15 protein-coding genes and 2 pseudogenes are annotated in these 18,834 nt (G+C 50.6%); 6 read left to right on the forward strand and 11 right to left on the reverse strand.

Annotation, left to right across the window (positions count from 1 at the left end):
• Positions 1-291: 291 nt before the first annotated feature.
• The 5 genes and pseudogenes from MJO57_RS05765 to MJO57_RS32655 form a co-directional block, all read right to left on the reverse strand.
• Positions 292-2,799, reverse strand: coding sequence for an ankyrin repeat domain-containing protein (locus MJO57_RS05765; protein ID WP_252023668.1), 2,508 nt, complete (start codon positions 2,797-2,799; stop codon positions 292-294).
• Between the two features lie 21 nt (positions 2,800-2,820).
• Positions 2,821-3,036 (reverse strand): annotated as a pseudogene (locus tag MJO57_RS33160) (RING finger domain-containing protein); the annotation flags it as partial.
• Between the two features lie 437 nt (positions 3,037-3,473).
• Positions 3,474-4,700: a YgeY family selenium metabolism-linked hydrolase gene (locus MJO57_RS05770; protein WP_252023670.1), complete on the reverse strand. Its 1,227-nt coding sequence runs from the start codon at positions 4,698-4,700 to the stop codon at positions 3,474-3,476.
• A 177-nt stretch (positions 4,701-4,877) separates the two neighbouring features.
• Positions 4,878-5,840, reverse strand: a complete 963-nt coding sequence (locus tag MJO57_RS05775) for a diaminopropionate ammonia-lyase (RefSeq protein ID WP_252023672.1) — start codon at positions 5,838-5,840, stop codon at positions 4,878-4,880.
• 11 nt (positions 5,841-5,851) lie between these two features.
• Positions 5,852-5,986, reverse strand: a complete 135-nt coding sequence (locus MJO57_RS32655) for a hypothetical protein (RefSeq protein WP_256493239.1) — start codon at positions 5,984-5,986, stop codon at positions 5,852-5,854.
• Between MJO57_RS32655 and MJO57_RS05780 the strand changes: the two genes are divergently transcribed.
• Positions 5,985-7,499, forward strand: a complete 1,515-nt coding sequence (locus MJO57_RS05780; RefSeq protein WP_252017330.1) for an IS66 family transposase — start codon at positions 5,985-5,987, stop codon at positions 7,497-7,499. The genes MJO57_RS32655 and MJO57_RS05780 overlap by 2 nt on opposite strands.
• Here the strand turns inward: MJO57_RS05780 and MJO57_RS05785 are convergent.
• Positions 7,486-8,163, reverse strand: a complete 678-nt coding sequence (locus tag MJO57_RS05785; protein ID WP_305881908.1) for a sigma-54 factor interaction domain-containing protein — start codon at positions 8,161-8,163, stop codon at positions 7,486-7,488. The two genes, MJO57_RS05780 and MJO57_RS05785, sit on opposite strands and share 14 nt — an antisense overlap.
• Here MJO57_RS05785 and MJO57_RS05790 point away from each other — a divergent pair.
• Both MJO57_RS05790 and MJO57_RS05795 read left to right on the forward strand, forming a co-directional pair.
• On the forward strand, positions 8,162-9,676 hold the full coding sequence (locus tag MJO57_RS05790; RefSeq protein WP_252017330.1) for an IS66 family transposase: 1,515 nt from the start codon (positions 8,162-8,164) through the stop codon (positions 9,674-9,676). The genes MJO57_RS05785 and MJO57_RS05790 overlap by 2 nt on opposite strands.
• Positions 9,677-9,828: 152 nt before the next feature.
• A pseudogene (locus MJO57_RS05795) lies at positions 9,829-10,868 on the forward strand (IS1595 family transposase).
• Here the strand turns inward: MJO57_RS05795 and MJO57_RS05800 are convergent.
• The 3 genes from MJO57_RS05800 to MJO57_RS05810 all read right to left on the reverse strand — a co-directional run bounded on the left by MJO57_RS05800 (position 10,828) and on the right by MJO57_RS05810 (position 13,790).
• A complete protein-coding gene (locus MJO57_RS05800) occupies positions 10,828-11,622 on the reverse strand; it encodes a hypothetical protein (protein ID WP_252023674.1) in 795 nt (264 codons plus the stop codon). The pseudogene MJO57_RS05795 and the gene MJO57_RS05800 sit on opposite strands and share 41 nt — an antisense overlap.
• Positions 11,623-11,784: 162 nt before the next feature.
• Positions 11,785-12,903, reverse strand: a complete 1,119-nt coding sequence (locus MJO57_RS05805; RefSeq protein WP_252023676.1) for a hypothetical protein — start codon at positions 12,901-12,903, stop codon at positions 11,785-11,787.
• Between the two features lie 89 nt (positions 12,904-12,992).
• A complete protein-coding gene (locus MJO57_RS05810; RefSeq protein ID WP_252023678.1) occupies positions 12,993-13,790 on the reverse strand; it encodes a hypothetical protein in 798 nt (265 codons plus the stop codon).
• A gap of 77 nt (positions 13,791-13,867) precedes the next feature.
• Here MJO57_RS05810 and MJO57_RS05815 point away from each other — a divergent pair, with 77 nt between their 5' ends.
• A complete protein-coding gene (locus MJO57_RS05815) occupies positions 13,868-14,908 on the forward strand; it encodes an IS1595 family transposase (protein WP_252017335.1) in 1,041 nt (346 codons plus the stop codon).
• Here MJO57_RS05815 and MJO57_RS05820 read toward each other — a convergent pair.
• Together MJO57_RS05820 and MJO57_RS05825 are read right to left on the reverse strand one after the other, a co-directional pair.
• Complete coding sequence (locus tag MJO57_RS05820; protein WP_252023680.1) at positions 14,894-15,262, reverse strand: hypothetical protein; 369 nt, start codon at positions 15,260-15,262, stop codon at positions 14,894-14,896. The two genes, MJO57_RS05815 and MJO57_RS05820, sit on opposite strands and share 15 nt — an antisense overlap.
• 218 nt (positions 15,263-15,480) lie before the next feature.
• Complete coding sequence (locus MJO57_RS05825; protein ID WP_252023682.1) at positions 15,481-16,146, reverse strand: NTP transferase domain-containing protein; 666 nt, start codon at positions 16,144-16,146, stop codon at positions 15,481-15,483.
• Positions 16,147-16,191: 45 nt separating this feature from the next.
• Between MJO57_RS05825 and yqeC the strand changes: the two genes are divergently transcribed.
• Both yqeC and yqeB read left to right on the forward strand, forming a co-directional pair.
• On the forward strand, positions 16,192-17,010 hold the full coding sequence (yqeC, locus tag MJO57_RS05830; RefSeq protein ID WP_252023684.1) for a selenium cofactor biosynthesis protein YqeC: 819 nt from the start codon (positions 16,192-16,194) through the stop codon (positions 17,008-17,010).
• A 12-nt stretch (positions 17,011-17,022) separates the two neighbouring features.
• Positions 17,023-18,663 carry a selenium-dependent molybdenum cofactor biosynthesis protein YqeB gene (gene yqeB, locus MJO57_RS05835; protein ID WP_252023686.1) on the forward strand — a complete coding sequence of 547 codons (1,641 nt, stop codon included), beginning with the start codon at positions 17,023-17,025 and terminating at the stop codon, positions 18,661-18,663.
• Positions 18,664-18,834 lie beyond the last annotated feature (171 nt).

The following is an 18,834-nucleotide window of genomic DNA, read 5'->3' on the forward strand; positions in this document are numbered from 1 at the left end:
ACGGTGCAGGGCTTAAATCGATTTCGCCGTCGGGGTTGGAATTTAGTCTCCACTTGCTGGCTGGAGCCGGGTAGCAGCGGCTTATTTCACGGCTATTTTGTGGCCCATTGGACGCAGCATAAGGGCACCTGGACTATATACAAAAAATAATGCAGCAACGTTACAGTTATACAATGATGGCAGTATGACCAAATGAAGGTACTCATAGCCTGCCAGATGGCAGGCTATGTTCCTGATAATGAGGCTTTAGCGACAGCCTCGAGACCGTGGGAACGAGGCAAGGGTACTCTATTACCACTCTATGACTCGGGGGCAGTAACAGTAGGTGAGGTCCGCCCCGGCGTTGATCAGGGCTTCCAGGCACTCAGTGTGACCGTTACAGGCAGCGATGTACGCCGGGGTGGTGCCGTCAGAAGTCAGGGCGGCGTTGGGGTCCGCCCCGGCGTCGATCAGGGCTTTCAGGCACAGAATGTGACCGTTCTGGGCAGCGATGTACGCCGGGGTGGCGCCGGAAGTCAGTGCGGCGTTGGGATCCGCCCCGGCGTCGATCAGGGCTTTCAGGCACAGAATGTGACCGTTCTGGGCAGCGATGTACGCCGGGGTGTCGCCGGAAGTCCGGGCTGCGTTGGGGTTCGCCCCGGCATCGATCAGGGCTTCCAGGCACTCAGTGTGACCGTTACAGGCAGCGATGTACGCCGGGGTGGTGCCGTCGGAAGTCCGGGCGGCGTTGGGGTCCGCCCCGGTGTGGATCAGGGCTTTCAGGCACTCAGTGTGACCGTTACAGGCAGCGATGCTCACCGGGGTGGCGCCGTCGGAAGTCCGGGCAGCGTCGGGGTTCGCCCCAGCGTCGATCAGGGCTTTCAGGCACTCAGTGTGCCCCATCTGGGCAGCAATGTAAGCCGGGGTGTCGCCGGAAGTCCGGGCTGCGTTGGGGTTCGCCCCGGCATCGATCAGGGCTTTCAGGCACTCAGTGTGACCGTTATAGGCAGCCATGTACGCCGGGGTGGCGCCGTCGGAAGTCCGGGCGGCGTTGGGGTCCGCCCCGGTGTCGATCAGGGCTTTCAGGCACTCAGTGTGACCGTTACAGGCAGCGATGTTCACCGGGGTGGCGCCGTCGGAAGTCAGGGCGGCGTTGGGGTCCGCCCCGGCGTCGATCAGGGCTTTCAGGCACTCAGTGTGACCGTTACAGGCAGCGATGTTCACCGGGGTGGCGCCGTCGGAAGTCAGGGCGGCGTTGGGGTCCGCCCCGGCGTCGATCAGGGCTTTCAGGCACTCAGTGTGACCGTTCTGGGCAGCGATGTTCACCGGGGTGGCGCCGTCGGAAGTCAGGGCGGCGTTGGGGTCTGCCCCGGCGTCGATCAGGGCTTTCAGGCACAGAATGTGACCGTTACAGGCAGCGATGAACGCCGGGGTGTCGCCGGAAGTCCGGGCGGCGTTGGGGTTCGCCCCGGCATCGATCAGGGCTTTCAGGCACTCAGTGTGACCGTTACAGGCAGCCATGTACGCCGGGGTGGTGCCGTCGGAAGTCCGGGCGGCGTTGGGGTCCGCCCCGGTGTCGATCAGGGCTTTCAGGCACTCAGTGTGACCGTTACAGGCAGCGATGAACGCCGGGGTGGCGCCGTCGGAAGTCAGGGCGGCGTTGGGGTCCACCCCGGCGTCAATCAGGACTTTCAGGCACTCAGTGTGACCGTTACAGGCAGCGATGAACGCCGGGGTGGTGCCGTCAGAAGTCAGGGCGGCGTTGGGGTCCGCCCCGGCGTCGATCAGGGCTTTCAGGCACTCAGTGTGACCGTTCTGGGCAGCGATGAACGCTGGGGTGGCGCCGTCGGAAGTCAGGGCGGCGTTGGGGTCCGCCCCGGCGTCGCTCAGGGCTTTCAGGCACTCAGTGTGACCGTTCTGGGCAGCGATGAACGCCGGGGTGGCGCCGTCGGAAGTCAGGGCGGCGTTGGGGTCCGCCCCGGCGTCGATCAGGGCTTTCAGGCACTCAGTGTGACCGTTACAGGCAACAATGAACGCCGGGGTGGCGCCGTCGGAAGTCAGGGCGGCGTTGGGGTCCGCCCCGGCGTCGATCAGGGCTTTCATGCACTCAGTGTAACCGTTACAGGCAGCGATGAACGCCGGGGTGGCGCCGTCGGAAGTCCGGGTGGCGTTGGGGTCAGCCCTGGCGTCGATCAGGGCCTTCAGGCACTGAATGTGACCGTTCTGGGCAGCGATGAACGCCGGGGTGGCACCGGAATTCCGGGCGGCGTTGAGGTCCGCCCCGGCGTCGATCAGGGCTTTCAGGCACTCAGTGTGACCGTTACAGGCAGCGATGTACGCCGGGGTGGTGCCGTCGGAAGTCAGGGCGGCGTTGGGGTCCGCCTTGGCGTCGATCAGGGCTTTCAGGCACTCAGTGTGACCGTTACAGGCAGCGATGTACGCCGGGGTGGCGCCGGAAATCAGGGCGGCGTTGGGGTCCACCCCAGCATTGATCAGGGCTACCAGGCACTCAGTGTGACCGTTACAGGCAGCGATGTGCGCCAGGGTGGTGCCGGAAGTCAGGGTGGCGTTGGGGTCCGCCCCGGCGTCAATAAGAGCTTTCAGGCACTCAGTGTGACCGTTACAGGCAGCCATGCACATAAGATTAATACTCTCGCCGGACACGGCAGACCGGAATGTCTGCCGGACAATCACTGGATCAAGTACCAACAATCTCTGCAATGCCTTGAGATCACCTGTACGGGCGGCCTGCAAAGGCAAGGGCTCACAGTAAGGGGAATCTTCATAGAGGCGAGCACCCGTCTCACGTACCAGAGGCAACGCCTCTTGCCGACATAACGCACAACTCCGTGTGGCGACGCCCTTCTTTTGCTGTTCGTCGAACCACCTGGAAACGCAGCTAAGGTCGTAGCGATGGCCGCAGTGGGTTTTGACAACCGTGGGCGCCACAGTACGACCAGGAAAAGGCTCAAGACAAATAACACAGATATTATGTTCTGTAGGCGCATTCCTATCTTCTGTAGGAATATGAGAAGGCGATCCGACAACAGTATCCATGCACAAAAAAACAGTATTAATAAATTAGTAATACCGATAGGACTGAAAAAAAATACGATAGTTCAATAAAACTGACCACCTTCCTGTTGGAAATGGAAAGCCTATTCGCGTGCACCGGCAATTTTTGACCTATGTGGGTTGAGCCCGAGGCTGTCGTTCAGAAAATGAAGCGGGTACGGGGGTATGCCGCATCGGATAAGCCATCAGTATTGGTCAACAGCCAAGGCTACTCTATAAGCCCGGGAACCCCGATCGGCCAAGGGCGCAATGGGTTTACGTTGGAGTGCCTTGTGATCACTGTCCCCTTCGAAGCCAATGTTCGGAGGGTTTTGTGACAACCTCGAAACCGTAGGAATGAGTCCGGAAATCAACAATACAGGCCAGCCCCCTTATCGGGAACCGGCCAGTGTGTTTTTGTTTTTCAAGGTTTTTCAAGTTCAAGGTTTTTCAAGATTGTGCAGGTACATACCGGGAATAGCGGCATACATGGCAGCACACTTCACCAGGTGGTCTTTCCAGGTCTTCTCATTTGGCGCATGGGCCTCAGGCTCTTTACCGGGACCAAAACCAACCACCGGGATACCATAGCGACCCATGATGGAAACGCCATTGGTGGAGAAAGTCCACTTATCCACCAGCGGCTTCTTATCGAAGAGAAGTTCGAAGCAATCGCTGGTGACTTTGGTGACCAGGTGGTCTTCTGGCAGTACCCATGCAGGGAAGTAGCACTCGGTTTCATAAACCAGACCGGTGTAGGCAGGGCGGTCATAGTTGTACATGGAAACTTTGGCATCTGCAGCCTTGACGGCCGGCAGTGCACGGATCTCATCCAGCGCACCCTCCCAGGTTTCGCCCCAGGTCAGACGACGGTCGATGGAGATAGCGCAGCTATCCGCAACGGCACAGCGGCTTGGTGAGGTGAAGAAGACTTCCGAAACGGTCAGGGTTCCTTTGCCCAGGAACTCATCATCGCCCAGATTATTGGACAGTTCATGGATCTCGTTCAGGATCGGGTCCATCTTGAAGATGGCATTGTCACCACGTTCTGGCGCCGAGCCGTGACAGCTGATACCGCTGACATCAACGCGGATTTCCATACGGCCGCGCTGGCCACGGTAGATATTGCAGTCAGTAGGTTCAGTACTGACCACAAACTCCGGACGCAGGCCGGTTTCATTGATGATGTACTGCCAGCACAGACCATCACAGTCTTCTTCCTGGACGGTGCCGGTTACTACCAGTGTGTAGTCGTCTTCCAGGCCCAGGTCCTTGATGATCTTACCGGCGTAAACCATGGAAGCCATACCGCCTTCCTGGTCAGATGCACCACGGCCACCGATGGTTTCTTCATCTTCGTAACCTTCATAGGGGTCGAAGGTCCAGTTGTTCAGGTTGCCGACACCAACGGTATCGATATGGGCGTCCATGGCGATAATGTGCTTGCCGTGGCCGATATAGCCAAGCACGTTGCCCTGTGGATCGATATCGACCTTATCGAAGCCCACCTTTTCCATCTCTTCCTTGATGCGCAGAACCACTTTCTCTTCATCACAGGATTCACTGGGAATAGCGATCATGTCCCGCAGAAAGCGGGTCATATCGGGTTTGTACTCTTCGGCTTTTTTCAGGATTTCAGCAAATGGGATTTTTAATTCTTTAGACATGGTCGTGTTTCCTTGTTTGTGTTTTCTGTCTTCTTCTGGTTCCCGCGTTTTTAGGCCATGTGGGTCTTGCGTGGGAATCCATAACGGAAATGTTTATATCTCCCCAACTGTCAGAGTGATCTGAGAGTTGGTGTATGCATTCCCACGCGGAGCGTGGGAACGAGAGATGTTTGTTTATCAGATGCCGTATTTGCCTTCCCAGACCACATCCTGGTAATTAACCGGGTCGGTGTCGCCCTCGGTATTGAACAACAGGACAACCGAATTCTGGTCAAGCCCCAGGTCTTTCATGAGGGTTTTGGCATCGGGGTGGTGTGCGATGGCGTAAAGCGTACCGACTCCGATAGCACCGGATTCACCCGCGATAATCCGTTCATCACCAGGCAATGGACTGGCCTGGATACGCATACCAAGCGCTGCGGTACGGTCTTCAACGGACATGAAGTGACGGCTGCAGTTTCTCATTACCTCCCAGCCCAGAGGATTCGGCTCACCACAGGCCAGGCCTACCATCATGGTATCCAGATCCCCGGTAACATTGACGGCGGAACCATCGCCACTGCAGCCCGACTGATAAATACAGTCCGCCTGATGGGGTTCTGCGGTAATGCCGGTAAAGCGGTCAGCCCCGAAACGGTTGGCCAGGTAACCGAGGACACCACCGGCCATGGCACCCACACCGGCCTGCAGGATGGTATGAGTGGGTCGGTCAATGCCCATGACCTGCATCTGCTCAACGGCTTCATCAGCCATGGTCATGTATCCCTGCATGATCCAGGTCGGGATTTCGGTATACCCTTCCCAGGCCGTGTCCTGAACCATCAGCCAGCCATTTTCATCGGCATTTTTGCAGGCAAGTCGGACCGCATCGTCATAATTCAGGTCGGTAACAATGCACTCGGCACCTAAACGACGAATGTTCTCTACACGTTCTTTGGCTGCTCCTTTGGGCATGTAGACAACGGCATTCTGGCCAAGCTGCATGGCAGCCCAGGCCACACCACGGCCATGGTTGCCATCGGTTGCTGTGGCAAAGGTAATAGGCTCCTGTCCTTTCAGGCTATCAAAGCTGAATTGTTCAAGAGGGATGCCCAGTTGGTTACTGACACACTGACCAATGGCGTAAGAGCCACCGAGCACTTTGAATGCGTTCAGGCCGAAACGGTAGGATTCGTCTTTGACCAGAATGTTTTTCGTAACTGTTCAGCACCCCCACATAAATCTGGAATTTTCTGATTTTTATACCATCCTCTTAAGCACCATTTTTCCACAATATTCGCCAGCATGATTCCAGAACTACCCGCAACTATGTCGGCTGAGATTCTCTTGAAAGAGAATGCAGAGCTGCGGATGAGAGTTGCCTGTCTGGAAGAGCGATGTCGAGAATTGGAAGAAAAGGTTGGCAAGAACAGTCAAAACAGCAGCAAGCCGCCATCGTCTGATGGTTATCAAAAACCTTGTAAAAACAGTAATTCTCCAGATCATTCTGACGACCTTTCCGCAGATAAAGGTACCGATCCATCGGATGAAAAACCCAATCCTAAAAGTCTGAGACAGTCTTCTGGTAATAAAGCCGGTGGAAAGAAAGGGCATCAGGGCACTTGTCTTAAACAGGTCGATATCCCTGACTATATTGAGTACCTTCCAGTTAAAGAATGCAATAAATGTCAGGCGTCTCTTCTTGATAGTGAGCCGGTCAAATATATTGAACGACAGGTGTTTGAACCAGGGAGACCGGGTGAATTTGAAGTAACGGCCCATAGAGCTGAAGTAAAAATCTGCACTTGTGGTTGTCGGAATCAGGCTGAATTCCCGGAAGGTGTTACCGCTGCCGCACAATATGGCTCAGCCACACAGGCTATGGCCGTCTATCTTAACCAATACCATTTCCTGCCTTTTAAGCGCGTGTCAGAGTATTTTAATACTCTCTATAAAATGAGTGTAAGTGCAGGCACTGTCGCCAATTTTGTGGCCAGAACCTATGAAAATCTGGCTTCTACTGAAGAGGTTATTCGTGACGCCTTGCGGGAATCGTCTGTTGCCGGAGCCGATGAAACGGGTATGCGGGCCGAGGGCTCTTTGCACTGGCTACACGTTATGCGGGATGAACAATGGACGCTCTACTACTTGTCTGAAAAGCGAGGTCGTGAGGCCATGGACACGATGGGCATACTGCTAACATTTGCAGGCGTTCTGGTTCATGATCATTGGAAATCCTATTTTGCATATGCGGCAACTCACGTACTTTGCAATGCCCATCACCTGAGGGAGCTTTTGGGTGTTGTTGATAGGGACAGCAATCAACTGGCGTTGCGATTGATGAAGCTACTGAGGCTTTCCTGGCATTACTGCAAGGGCTTTAAGACCATAGGTATGCTACAGATGCCAAGTGTTGTCTGTGAACGAATCGAGAAGATTTATGACCGGTTGCTTCAGCGGGCTCTAATGAAAGAAGTCGTCTATATGGAGAAGCAACGAGAGGAGCTTAAGCGCAAGAAAGTCAAGAATACTAAAGCTTACAATCTCTTCAAACGACTCACTGAGTTCAAGGCTGAGACACTGCGCTTCATGTCAGATTTTACCATTCCCTTCGATAACAATGGCAGTGAGCGGGATGTTCGAATGGCCAAGTTAAAGCAGAAAATCTCAGGCTGCTTCAGGAGTGCAGACGGTGGTTCTATGTTTGCACGGATTCGCAGCTATTTGTCGTCTGCCAGAAAACAGGGAATGGACATATATCAATCACTTCATAGAGCTGTTCGGAATTACTGTAATATGCCTTTGCTCAGTGCTGAATAGTTACAAAAAAGTTAACAAGCAAAGTAACATCACCAGGCCGGTCACACAGTGGTGGTAGTTCCAGGGGAATCACATTCAGACGGTAAAAAAGATCCTCTCTGAACTGTTTAGTGCTGAGCAGGCTTTCGAAGTTTTGGTGAGTGGCTGAAATAACCCGGATATCCACTGGAATAACATTGGAGGCACCGACCGGAGTAATTTCCCTTCGGTCCAGGACTCGCAGCAACTTTGCCTGCAGGTGCAGAGGCATATCGCCGATTTCATCCAGAAAGAGTGTACCCCCATCGGCCTTTTTCACCAGACCTTCCCGCCCCTGGTTAGATGCACCGGTAAACGCGCCCCTGGCATAACCAAACAACTCACTTTCCAGAAGCTGCTCGGGAATGGCAGCACAGTTAATAGCAACAAATGGCCGGTCTGCACGGTTGCCTGACTCATGAATCATTCGCGCCACCACCTCTTTGCCGGTACCGCTTTCTCCACGGATCAACACACTGGAGGGACTGGATGCAATTCGTGCAATCTGCTTGCGCAGTTTTTTTACCGCAAAAGATTCGCCGACTATCTCCGTTCGTAACTGTTCAGCACCCCCACATAAATCTGGAATTTTCTGATTTTTATACCATCCTCTTAAGCACCATTTTTCCACAATATTCGCCAGCATGATTCCAGAACTACCCGCAACTATGTCGGCTGAGATTCTCTTGAAAGAGAATGCAGAGCTGCGGATGAGAGTTGCCTGTCTGGAAGAGCGATGTCGAGAATTGGAAGAAAAGGTTGGCAAGAACAGTCAAAACAGCAGCAAGCCGCCATCGTCTGATGGTTATCAAAAACCTTGTAAAAACAGTAATTCTCCAGATCATTCTGACGACCTTTCCGCAGATAAAGGTACCGATCCATCGGATGAAAAACCCAATCCTAAAAGTCTGAGACAGTCTTCTGGTAATAAAGCCGGTGGAAAGAAAGGGCATCAGGGCACTTGTCTTAAACAGGTCGATATCCCTGACTATATTGAGTACCTTCCGGTTAAAGAATGCAATAAATGTCAGGCGTCTCTTCTTGATAGTGAGCCGGTCAAATATATTGAACGACAGGTGTTTGAACCAGGGAGACCGGGTGAATTTGAAGTAACGGCCCATAGAGCTGAAGTAAAAATCTGCACTTGTGGTTGTCGGAATCAGGCTGAATTCCCGGAAGGTGTTACCGCTGCCGCACAATATGGCTCAGCCACACAGGCTATGGCCGTCTATCTTAACCAATACCATTTCCTGCCTTTTAAGCGCGTGTCAGAGTATTTTAATACTCTCTATAAAATGAGTGTAAGTGCAGGCACTGTCGCCAATTTTGTGGCCAGAACCTATGAAAATCTGGCTTCTACTGAAGAGGTTATTCGTGACGCCTTGCGGGAATCGTCTGTTGCCGGAGCCGATGAAACGGGTATGCGGGCCGAGGGCTCTTTGCACTGGCTACACGTTATGCGGGATGAACAATGGACGCTCTACTACTTGTCTGAAAAGCGAGGTCGTGAGGCCATGGACACGATGGGCATACTGCTAACATTTGCAGGCGTTCTGGTTCATGATCATTGGAAATCCTATTTTGCATATGCGGCAACTCACGTACTTTGCAATGCCCATCACCTGAGGGAGCTTTTGGGTGTTGTTGATAGGGACAGCAATCAACTGGCGTTGCGATTGATGAAGCTACTGAGGCTTTCCTGGCATTACTGCAAGGGCTTTAAGACCATAGGTATGCTACAGATGCCAAGTGTTGTCTGTGAACGAATCGAGAAGATTTATGACCGGTTGCTTCAGCGGGCTCTAATGAAAGAAGTCGTCTATATGGAGAAGCAACGAGAGGAGCTTAAGCGCAAGAAAGTCAAGAATACTAAAGCTTACAATCTCTTCAAACGACTCACTGAGTTCAAGGCTGAGACACTGCGCTTCATGTCAGATTTTACCATTCCCTTCGATAACAATGGCAGTGAGCGGGATGTTCGAATGGCCAAGTTAAAGCAGAAAATCTCAGGCTGCTTCAGGAGTGCAGACGGTGGTTCTATGTTTGCACGGATTCGCAGCTATTTGTCGTCTGCCAGAAAACAGGGAATGGACATATATCAATCACTTCATAGAGCTGTTCGGAATTACTGTAATATGCCTTTGCTCAGTGCTGAATAGTTACCTCCGTTCTTTTGTCAGAAAAAGGCTTTACTCCTTGTGCAGATACCTGCGCAAGAAATTGTGCTTTAAGGACCAGGAAGCGGGGCTAAGTTACCGTTAATGGTTGAATCAGCTAAACTCCCATAAAATCTACGTTGTAGGGGAGTGATATGCAATCTGAACTCTTCCAGAATTTTATTGATTCCATTTCAACATTAACCAGTGAACAGCGAGACATTCTTAACAACTCGCTCCTTAGTACTCAAATAGAGGTTACCGAGGTAGTAGAAACCACTGACTCTGAACCTGTTTACAGTGAATCTATACCCAATAACGATAATGCAACACCTGACGTAGAAAAGAGCATACTTGCCCAATTTGCCGAAAACCCCAGGTGCCCCAAATGCAAAAGCCATAGCGTTGGTCGCTGGGGCATACGAAATGGCCGACAGCGCTACCACTGCAAGACTTGCGACTCAACGTTTAACGCCTTTAGTGGAACGCCTTTGGCAAGGCTCAGGCACCCTGAAAAATGGAACAAGTACCTCGCAGGTAGACTCACTCTATGGTCTTGCGACCAGCTGCTGCTGAGAATGCCATTGACTTGAAAACTGCGTTCCGCTGGCGTCACCGCTTTCTTGAAGTGATTAATAATGATCAAGCAGAAGAGCTTTGTGGCATTACTGAGCTTGATGAAACATTTTTCCGTGAATCCTTCAAAGGGCAAAGAGAAGGCCTTCCACGGCCAACCCGAAAGCGGGGTAATGATCCCAACAAAGCCCGAAAAGTCCCGGTAATGGTGGCTCGGGACCGTAATCGAAATACCGTTGACGGTGTATTAGAAAACGAAAGTGCTAATGAATTGTGCAGGCATTTAAATGGCCGCATATCGATACAGGCCACGGTCTGTGCGGATGCACACCTCGCTCACGAAAAACTTGCTGACAAGCTTGGATTTGTCTTCAAGGAGCTGGTGACATCAGCAGGTCAACATGTTGTTGAAGGCATCTACCACATCCAGACTGTAAATTCTTATCACAGTCATTTAAAACGCTGGATTGGCGGCGTATTCCAAGGGGTTGCAACTCGTTACCTTCCCCATTATCTGGCCTGGAGGCGAGAACTGACGGCAGCAAAAAAATTAACTGTTGGCCGGTTGATCAGCAGAATTACTGAACATTGGTGCTTCCAACCATTAACGGTAACTTAGCCAGGAAGCGGCGTTCATCGAGTATTAACATTCGCCCCGGCAGTATTTTTTCCTGGTCGGCTATCTGAACAATAAACTCTTCCTGTTGGTGATTTCCTTCTTTTGTTCTGCCAAAAGGCCTGACCTGTACACTGTTTATCTGGTTATAGGCATTGGCCCGGTTATTAGACTCAATCCCCAGTAACATTCGGGCCGCTGCATTCATATGCTGGCAGAACCCCTTGCTGTCCAGCTCCAACAGTCCTTCCACCAGATCTTCCCCTACCTCCTTGAGCATCCTTTCACTGCGGCGTACTTTATCGTGGTAAATACTCTCCATGGTTTTGGCAATAAACAACTGTGCAGTGTTTTCAATGGACTCAATATAGAAGTCAATGTTACCCAGCAGTTTTTCCCTCTGCTCTTCACTGAAACAGACCAGACTGATCACACCAATACAGTCACCGTGAAAGATAACCGGTACCCCAAGAAATGCTTTTTCCCTGCAGCCCACACGTCGGCTGCACATCAAACACTCCGGGTCCTTGCCAGCGCGTTCGATCACTTTATGACGGCGGGTACTGATGACCGACTTGAACGCATTGGTTCCCGTAGTCAATGGACGACCAAGGTCGCTGGAATAGGGGCCAGTACCGGCAATCCGCACCAGATTGTCATCCACCACTTCCACATCCAGATTCAACATTCTGGAGAGGACCTGGACAAAACGGAGCACCGTGGACTGGATGGACATCAAGCGGGAAGTGGACTGCATCTTTGGGGTTCTTCTTGTGTGATTAGCCCTTTATTGTCCATTTCAGAAGGGCTCAGTGCTTTGAGCCAGAGCAGTTTTTCCCGATTTAAATGATCGATACGTTCATTGCCTACAGCGGTTGACATTCATCCGAACGATGGCCCCCGGTAGCCTCCCCCGGTGTCACTGACTTTTTCCATTCGGTATGAAAATAATAGCCTCATCAAGAGCTCCAACATACCTGCCATGATATTGTGGGAATTTACAAGCAGTAAAATAAGTATTCAGATGATAATGAAATGAATGACTGCCCGTGGAAAGGTTTTTACCATCTTTATTGGGACGTTCACCCACGAATAATACGGGCTTTTCCACACCCCATGACACAAGTACCTGGTAATCAACGGGCGGAGCTAACAACTCTTCTGGAGAAGGGGGTGGTGTTGCGCGTGGAGGCCAACTGATCACCAGAAAATCAGCCGTGTCCTTAAAGGCTTTCACTGTCTTGCATGGATTTTCTTTGCGAATAAATCCGGCAGGGGAAGCAGCATCAGAGCGCTGGTAACTAACCGTTCTATCACTCGCTCTCATCTTAAAACCGTACGTGTTAATAAGAAAGTAAGAGAGATATCCTTTACCCGCCATTACTTCGATCCCGGTTTTACACCCTAGCGATCTCAGTTTATCCGCAACGGGATCCAGCCACATGGATGATAGTGTAAATTTAACACCAAACTCTTTTCTTAACCTGCTTTTACCGATGGCTTCCTTCAACAACATTTCTTTGCACAACTGATATTCCTCAGGGCTATCTTTATTCTCCAGTGACTGATATATCCTGAGATCTTCTTCGTGCCCCAGAGTATGAAGCCCACTGGGCAACTCAGATGCTTTGAGCTGATCAAAATAACATTCGTTATTATCCTGATGACTGGCCAGCTTTAAAATGGACAAGTAATCATCTTTTACAAATAATTTAAGACCTTCCATTATCATTTCATGACCCAATGTTTTAAGGTTATTTTTATAGAAACGATTTTTAAGTTCTTCGACCTGTTTCAATTGATTTTCATTAACCGATGTAATTTGATAGAGATCGGTACTTTTTGTGCCCGCCTCATTGGTTGAGGTGTGGTCCGGTTTTGGAAATTGATTCCTCCCCCCTGCTAATGCCATAGACTGACAATCAGCAAATCGACCGGATTTAGAGGCTTTACGGCCAAGGGGTTGACCGACATCAGGAGAACTCTCCGCCAATAGGGGCAATAAAGGGGAGGACGATACAGACGTATTGGGTTGCATATTGAATCACCTGTTTGAACCAATTACTGAAGTAGATTTAATCAGTTTATTAAACTGGAAGGCAACAAGCAGGAAGTGGACTGCAGTTCTTACATCTGTTTACATTCATTTTGCTGATTGTCGTTCACTGTCACTATTTTTTTTCCATTCGGTATGAAAATAATAGCTTCATCAACGGAACCAAGATGTCTGCCCTGATATTCTGGAAATTTGCAGGCAGTAAAATAGGTATTCAGATGATGATGAAAAGAATGACTTCCGGTGGCACCATTCTTTCCATATTGATCTAGCCGTTCACCCACATATAATACCGGCTTTTTTTCTCCCCATAATCTGAGTATCAGGTAGTCGTGGGGCTGAACAAATTGCTCTGTAAGAAAATCTGATCTCACCTGAGGAGGCCAACTGATAACCAGAAAGTCAGCAGCGTCCTTAAAGGCTTCCACTGTCTTGTATGAATCTTCTTTTCTGACAGATACCGGAGGGGAAACAGCATCAGGGTGTTGGTGGCTTTCCTGATTATCACTGACTTTCATTTTGAAACCGCAGGTCTTGAGAAAATACGAGAGATAACCTTTCCCCCCCATTACTTCGATCCCGGCTTTACACCCAAGTGACTTCAGTTTGTTCGCAACCGGGGTCAGCCACACAGACGATGGGGTAAAATAAACGCCAAACTCATGTTCTAATCTATTGTTGCCGATGGCTTCGATCAATAACAGCTCTTTGAACAGAAAATAACTTTCAGGGCTGTCACGGTTATCCATTGCCCGATATATCCTGAGATCTTCTTCGTGACCAGAAGAGTGAAGTCCCCCAGGCAGCTCAAACGCTTTGAGCTGTTCAAAATAGCATTCATTATTATCCTGATGACTGGCCAGCTTCAAAATGGCTAAATGGCTAAGTTACCGTTAATGGTTGAATCAGCTAAACTCCCATAAAATCTACGTTGTAGGGGAGTGATATGCAATCTGAACTCTTCCAGAATTTTATTGATTCCATTTCAACATTAACCAGTGAACAGCGAGACATTCTTAACAACTCGCTCCTTAGTACTCAAATAGAGGTTACCGAGGTAGTAGAAACCACTGACTCTGAACCTGTTTACAGTGAATCTATACCCAATAACGATAATGCAACACCTGACGTAGAAAAGAGCATACTTGCCCAATTTGCCGAAAACCCCAGGTGCCCCAAATGCAAAAGCCATAGCGTTGGTCGCTGGGGCATACGAAATGGCCGACAGCGCTACCACTGCAAGACTTGCGACTCAACGTTTAACGCCTTTAGTGGAACGCCTTTGGCAAGGCTCAGGCACCCTGAAAAATGGAACAAGTACCTCGCAGGTATGACTCACTCTATGGTCTTGCGACCAGCTGCTGCTGAGAATGCCATTGACTTGAAAACTGCGTTCCGCTGGCGTCACCGCTTTCTTGAAGTGATTAATAATGATCAAGCAGAAGAGCTTTGTGGCATTACTGAGCTTGATGAAACATTTTTCCGTGAATCCTTCAAAGGGCAAAGAGAAGGCCTTCCACGGCCAACCCGAAAGCGGGGTAATGATCCCAACAAAGCCCGAAAAGTCCCGGTAATGGTGGCTCGGGACCGTAATCGAAATACCGTTGACGGTGTATTAGAAAACGAAAGTGCTAATGAATTGTGCAGGCATTTAAATGGCCGCATATCGATACAGGCCACGGTCTGTGCGGATGCACACCTCGCTCACGAAAAACTTGCTGACAAGCTTGGATTTGTCTTCAAGGAGCTGGTGACATCAGCAGGTCAACATGTTGTTGAAGGCATCTACCACATCCAGACTGTAAATTCTTATCACAGTCATTTAAAACGCTGGATTGGCGGCGTATTCCAAGGGGTTGCAACTCGTTACCTTCCCCATTATCTGGCCTGGAGGCGAGAACTGACGGCAGCAAAAAAATTAACTGTTGGCCGGTTGATCAGCAGAATTACTGAACATTGGTGCTTCCAACCATTAACGGTAACTTAGCCTGGCTAAATAATCTTCATTAGCAAATAATTTAAGACCTTCCATTATCGATTTAAGGCACATTTTCGGGATCATTGTTTTCAAGAAACGATTTTTAAATTCAATGATCTGTTTTAATTGATCGTCGTTAACCGTTGTAATCTTGTACGTAGATGTATTTTTTGTACCAACATCATTGGTAAGGGCAGGATCTGATTTTGACAGTTGATTGGCCCTTGCCATTGCCTTGGGCTGGCAATGAGCAAATCGACCGGATGTTGAAGCATCCCGGGTAGGGGGGTTATCCGTGTCAGGAGAACTCGCCGCCGGTAGGGGAGATAGAGAAGAGAACGATGTTGCCGCATTAGATTGCATGTTGAATCACCTGCCCGGAACCCATTACTGTGCAGTCCTGGTAATTCTACCCGGAAATTTAACCAGTAGGCTGCCTGAGTATAGACTGCCCTATCACTGAAAGGGATTTAATCTAAAAACACCTCACATCACTCTGACAGGTTTATAAGGCCAAAGTTCCACTATTTTTAGCAGTGACGAATTTTGACATGTATCACAGAAACTGTGTCTTGATACTGTCATGCTAACTGCAACTGCCGGTAACGATCTGGTGTATCAATATCCTGGTGAATAGCGTCAGTGCCCACTGAGATAAAACGATGGGAGCCCGCCAGCAACAGGGATTTCATCCGTGACTGAGGAGGAGCGTCCAGTACAGCGCCAAACGCACTGCGATACAAAAGGACAGGGTGGCCCGGTCGCTGATCATCAGCACTGACGACGGGAAAAAGGGTATCAATATCCCGTTGTCGCCAGAGTTCGGAGAATACCGTGGGAGGGATCAGCGGCATATCACCGTGGGTAATGAACAGATAATCGGTTTCGCAATGGCGGATACCCGCTTGAATCGAGCTGAAAAGTCCGAGGTAATACGCGGGATTATGGATCAGTTTGATTCGCGGGTGATGCTCATAACGTGTGTGAATTTCTTCACCCCGGTAGCCGGTCACCAGAATAACCCGTTGGCAGAAGCAGAGCGCGTTGGCAATGCTGCAGTCAAGAATGGTTTCACACTCTTGCGCTTCGCTGGAGTCTCTGCCGGGCGTTCTTGTGGACTCTTTTGTGGACTCTCTTGTTGACTCTTTTGTTGAGAAAGGGAGCATCATTTTCCAGCGCCCCATCCGTGATGAGAGCCCTGCTGCAGTGACCAGGCAATCCACAGGTTTGGTTGAATCCGTTGACATACTGAAGGTCTCATCAGTTTAGAAGGCTGTCTGAGGGAAAGTCTTATGCTCAATTTTCCGGGTAGCCTGTCATGGATAGACCCGGTCGAAGATCGCATTATTGCGGCAACCGGCGCCGGAGGAAAGACCAGCTGTCTGGAATATCTTGCTCTTCAGCTCAAGCAGTCTGGTCACAGCGTACTGCTGACCACGACAACACGGATTTTCCGACCTGCTCCCGGGGGATTTGGCCAGTACGTTGATCGGCTGATTGAACAGAATTTACTGAATCAGATTCAGATTAAACCCAAGGGGGCGTCCATCACGCTGGCGGGCTTCCCAGACAAAAACCCTCAAAAGCTGCGAGGACTGTCCCCAGCCACCATTCAGCGGCTGATCAGCCTTGATGTATACGACAATATACTCATAGAAGCGGACGGTTCCAGGCAACGTCCATTAAAAGCCCCTGGAAAAAATGAACCCGTCATCCCCAATGGCTGCCAGGTCATTATCGGTGTGACCGGCTGGAGCGGTATGGGTAATACCATCAGTCCACATAATATCCACCGGTGGGAGGAGTTCACCAGCATTACCGGGCTATCAGATGGAGAAAACTCCACTGCTATGGCGATATATCAGCTACTTGATCATCCGCAAGGTCTGTTCAAAAATTCACCGGGCAATGCACGCAGGGTCTGGTTACTCAACCAGGTTGATAACCTTTCGGCGCAACTGCATGCAAGAGAATTTATAGCATCTGTGCAGCGTTTTGCACCCTCACTCCATCACTATGTCATCAGCAGTTTCCGGCAACAGCCAGTTCCCTTTATAGAAGAGCTACCCGGAGCACTGAATTCATCTAAAAACAATGCGTTAATTTGCTAATGGGGGAAACCAATGAATATTTTTGCCGAAGCGGCACGACTCTATGAACAAAACACCCCTTTTGCCCTAGCTTCTATTATAGAGACCAAAGGGTCCGCCCCCCGGCATGATGCCATTATTCTCGTTCTGGAAGATGGCACTACCCGGGGAACCATCGGTGGCGGCATGATTGAGCGTCATGTGATCGGCGCAGCCATTGACGCATTAAAGGAAGGTCGCTCAAGAGTCATCAAAGGCAGTATGTCCAGAACCGGCAAAGATGCCATGGATATGGATTGTGGTGGCACCATGACCGTCCATATAGATGTGCAAGGCATCCGCCCGGACATGCTATTGATCGGTGGCGGGCATGTGAACCGGGCAGTGGCAAAGCTGGCTTCCGAGCTGGGTTACCGGATCACCGTTGTCGACTCCTGGGAACCCAATCTCAATGCCAGGCTGTTTCCACCCAATACTCAACTCATTCTGGGAGCAACGATCCAGGATGCCATCAGCCAGGCCACGATAAGAGATAACACTCAGGTCATTATCGCAACGAACCATGAAGACACCATTGCACTGCCCACCATTCTCAACAGTTCGGCCCGGTATATTGGCCAACTGGCCAGTCGTCGCAAGGTAGAAACACTGCATAAAAAATGTCTTGAACTCGGCATCAGCGAAGCACGGTTTCAGGAAGTGCGCACGCCGGTAGGTCTGGATATTGGCGCAGAAAGCCCGGAAGAAATTGCTGTCAGTATTATGGGGGAGATTCTGGCCTTATCTCGAGGTAAATTGTCCCGGGGTAAAGGGCTCAGAAAAGGGGATGAACAATCAGCAACACGGTCCTCAACAAACAGCCGTAACGATAATCTGGTGATGATCCGTGGTGCCGGTGACCTGGCATCCGGTACTGCCGTCAAACTGCATAACAGTGGCTTTAAAGTGGTTATGCTGGACCTGCCAAAACCAACGGTGATTCGTACCAATGTTTCTTTTGCCGGTGCATTACTGAACGAGAGTGGTCAGATAACCGTGGAGGGCATCACTGCGCACAAAGCACGATCCGTTGCTGATGCAGTGCGAATAATGAGTGATGGTCGTATCCCGATCATGGCCGACCCGGATGGCCAGACCCTCCGTCAATTTAAACCTGCCATACTGGTTGATGGTATTCTGGCCAAGCAAAATCTGGGCACCAACCGGAACATGGCCCCCATTACCATCGCGCTTGGCCCCGGATTCCATGCAGGACAGGATGTAGATGCCGTTATTGAGACCTGTCGGGGCCATAACCTGGCCAGAGTCATTTACCAGGGAGCGGCTGAACCCAATACCGGCAAGCCCGGCACGATCATGGGCTACGCTGAAGAGCGGGTATTACGTGCACCCTGCGCGGGCACCGTCACACCGGCAGTCGCCATTGGTGACCTGGTCGAAGAAGGGCAGGTGGTTGCACAGGTCCGTTCAGACAACGGAACTCAGCCGGTAATTACCCGCATCGGTGGCAAGGTTCGCGGTATGATCAGCACAGGATCTGAAGTCACCCCGGGATTCAAAATTGGTGATATTGACCCCCGTGGAACCAGTGTTGACCATACCACCGTTTCTGATAAAGCCAGGGCCATAGCCGGCGGCGTCCTTGAAGCCATATTGAAACTGTCTGCGGTTTGAATCTTCTGAACCACGGGGATCACCCTGAGCACAGAGGAAAAAATGCTTCTTTGTGCGCTTCGTGATTTCCGTGGTGCAATTGGCGCTTTCTAAAACAGGTAGATATAACCGATTTAAGCCACACCACCATTCCACTATAAAACGCTCTTTTTATTTCTCTCATCAATAAAA

It is taken from the genome of Endozoicomonas sp. SCSIO W0465 (assembly GCF_023716865.1).
Classification (GTDB): domain Bacteria; phylum Pseudomonadota; class Gammaproteobacteria; order Pseudomonadales; family Endozoicomonadaceae; genus Endozoicomonas.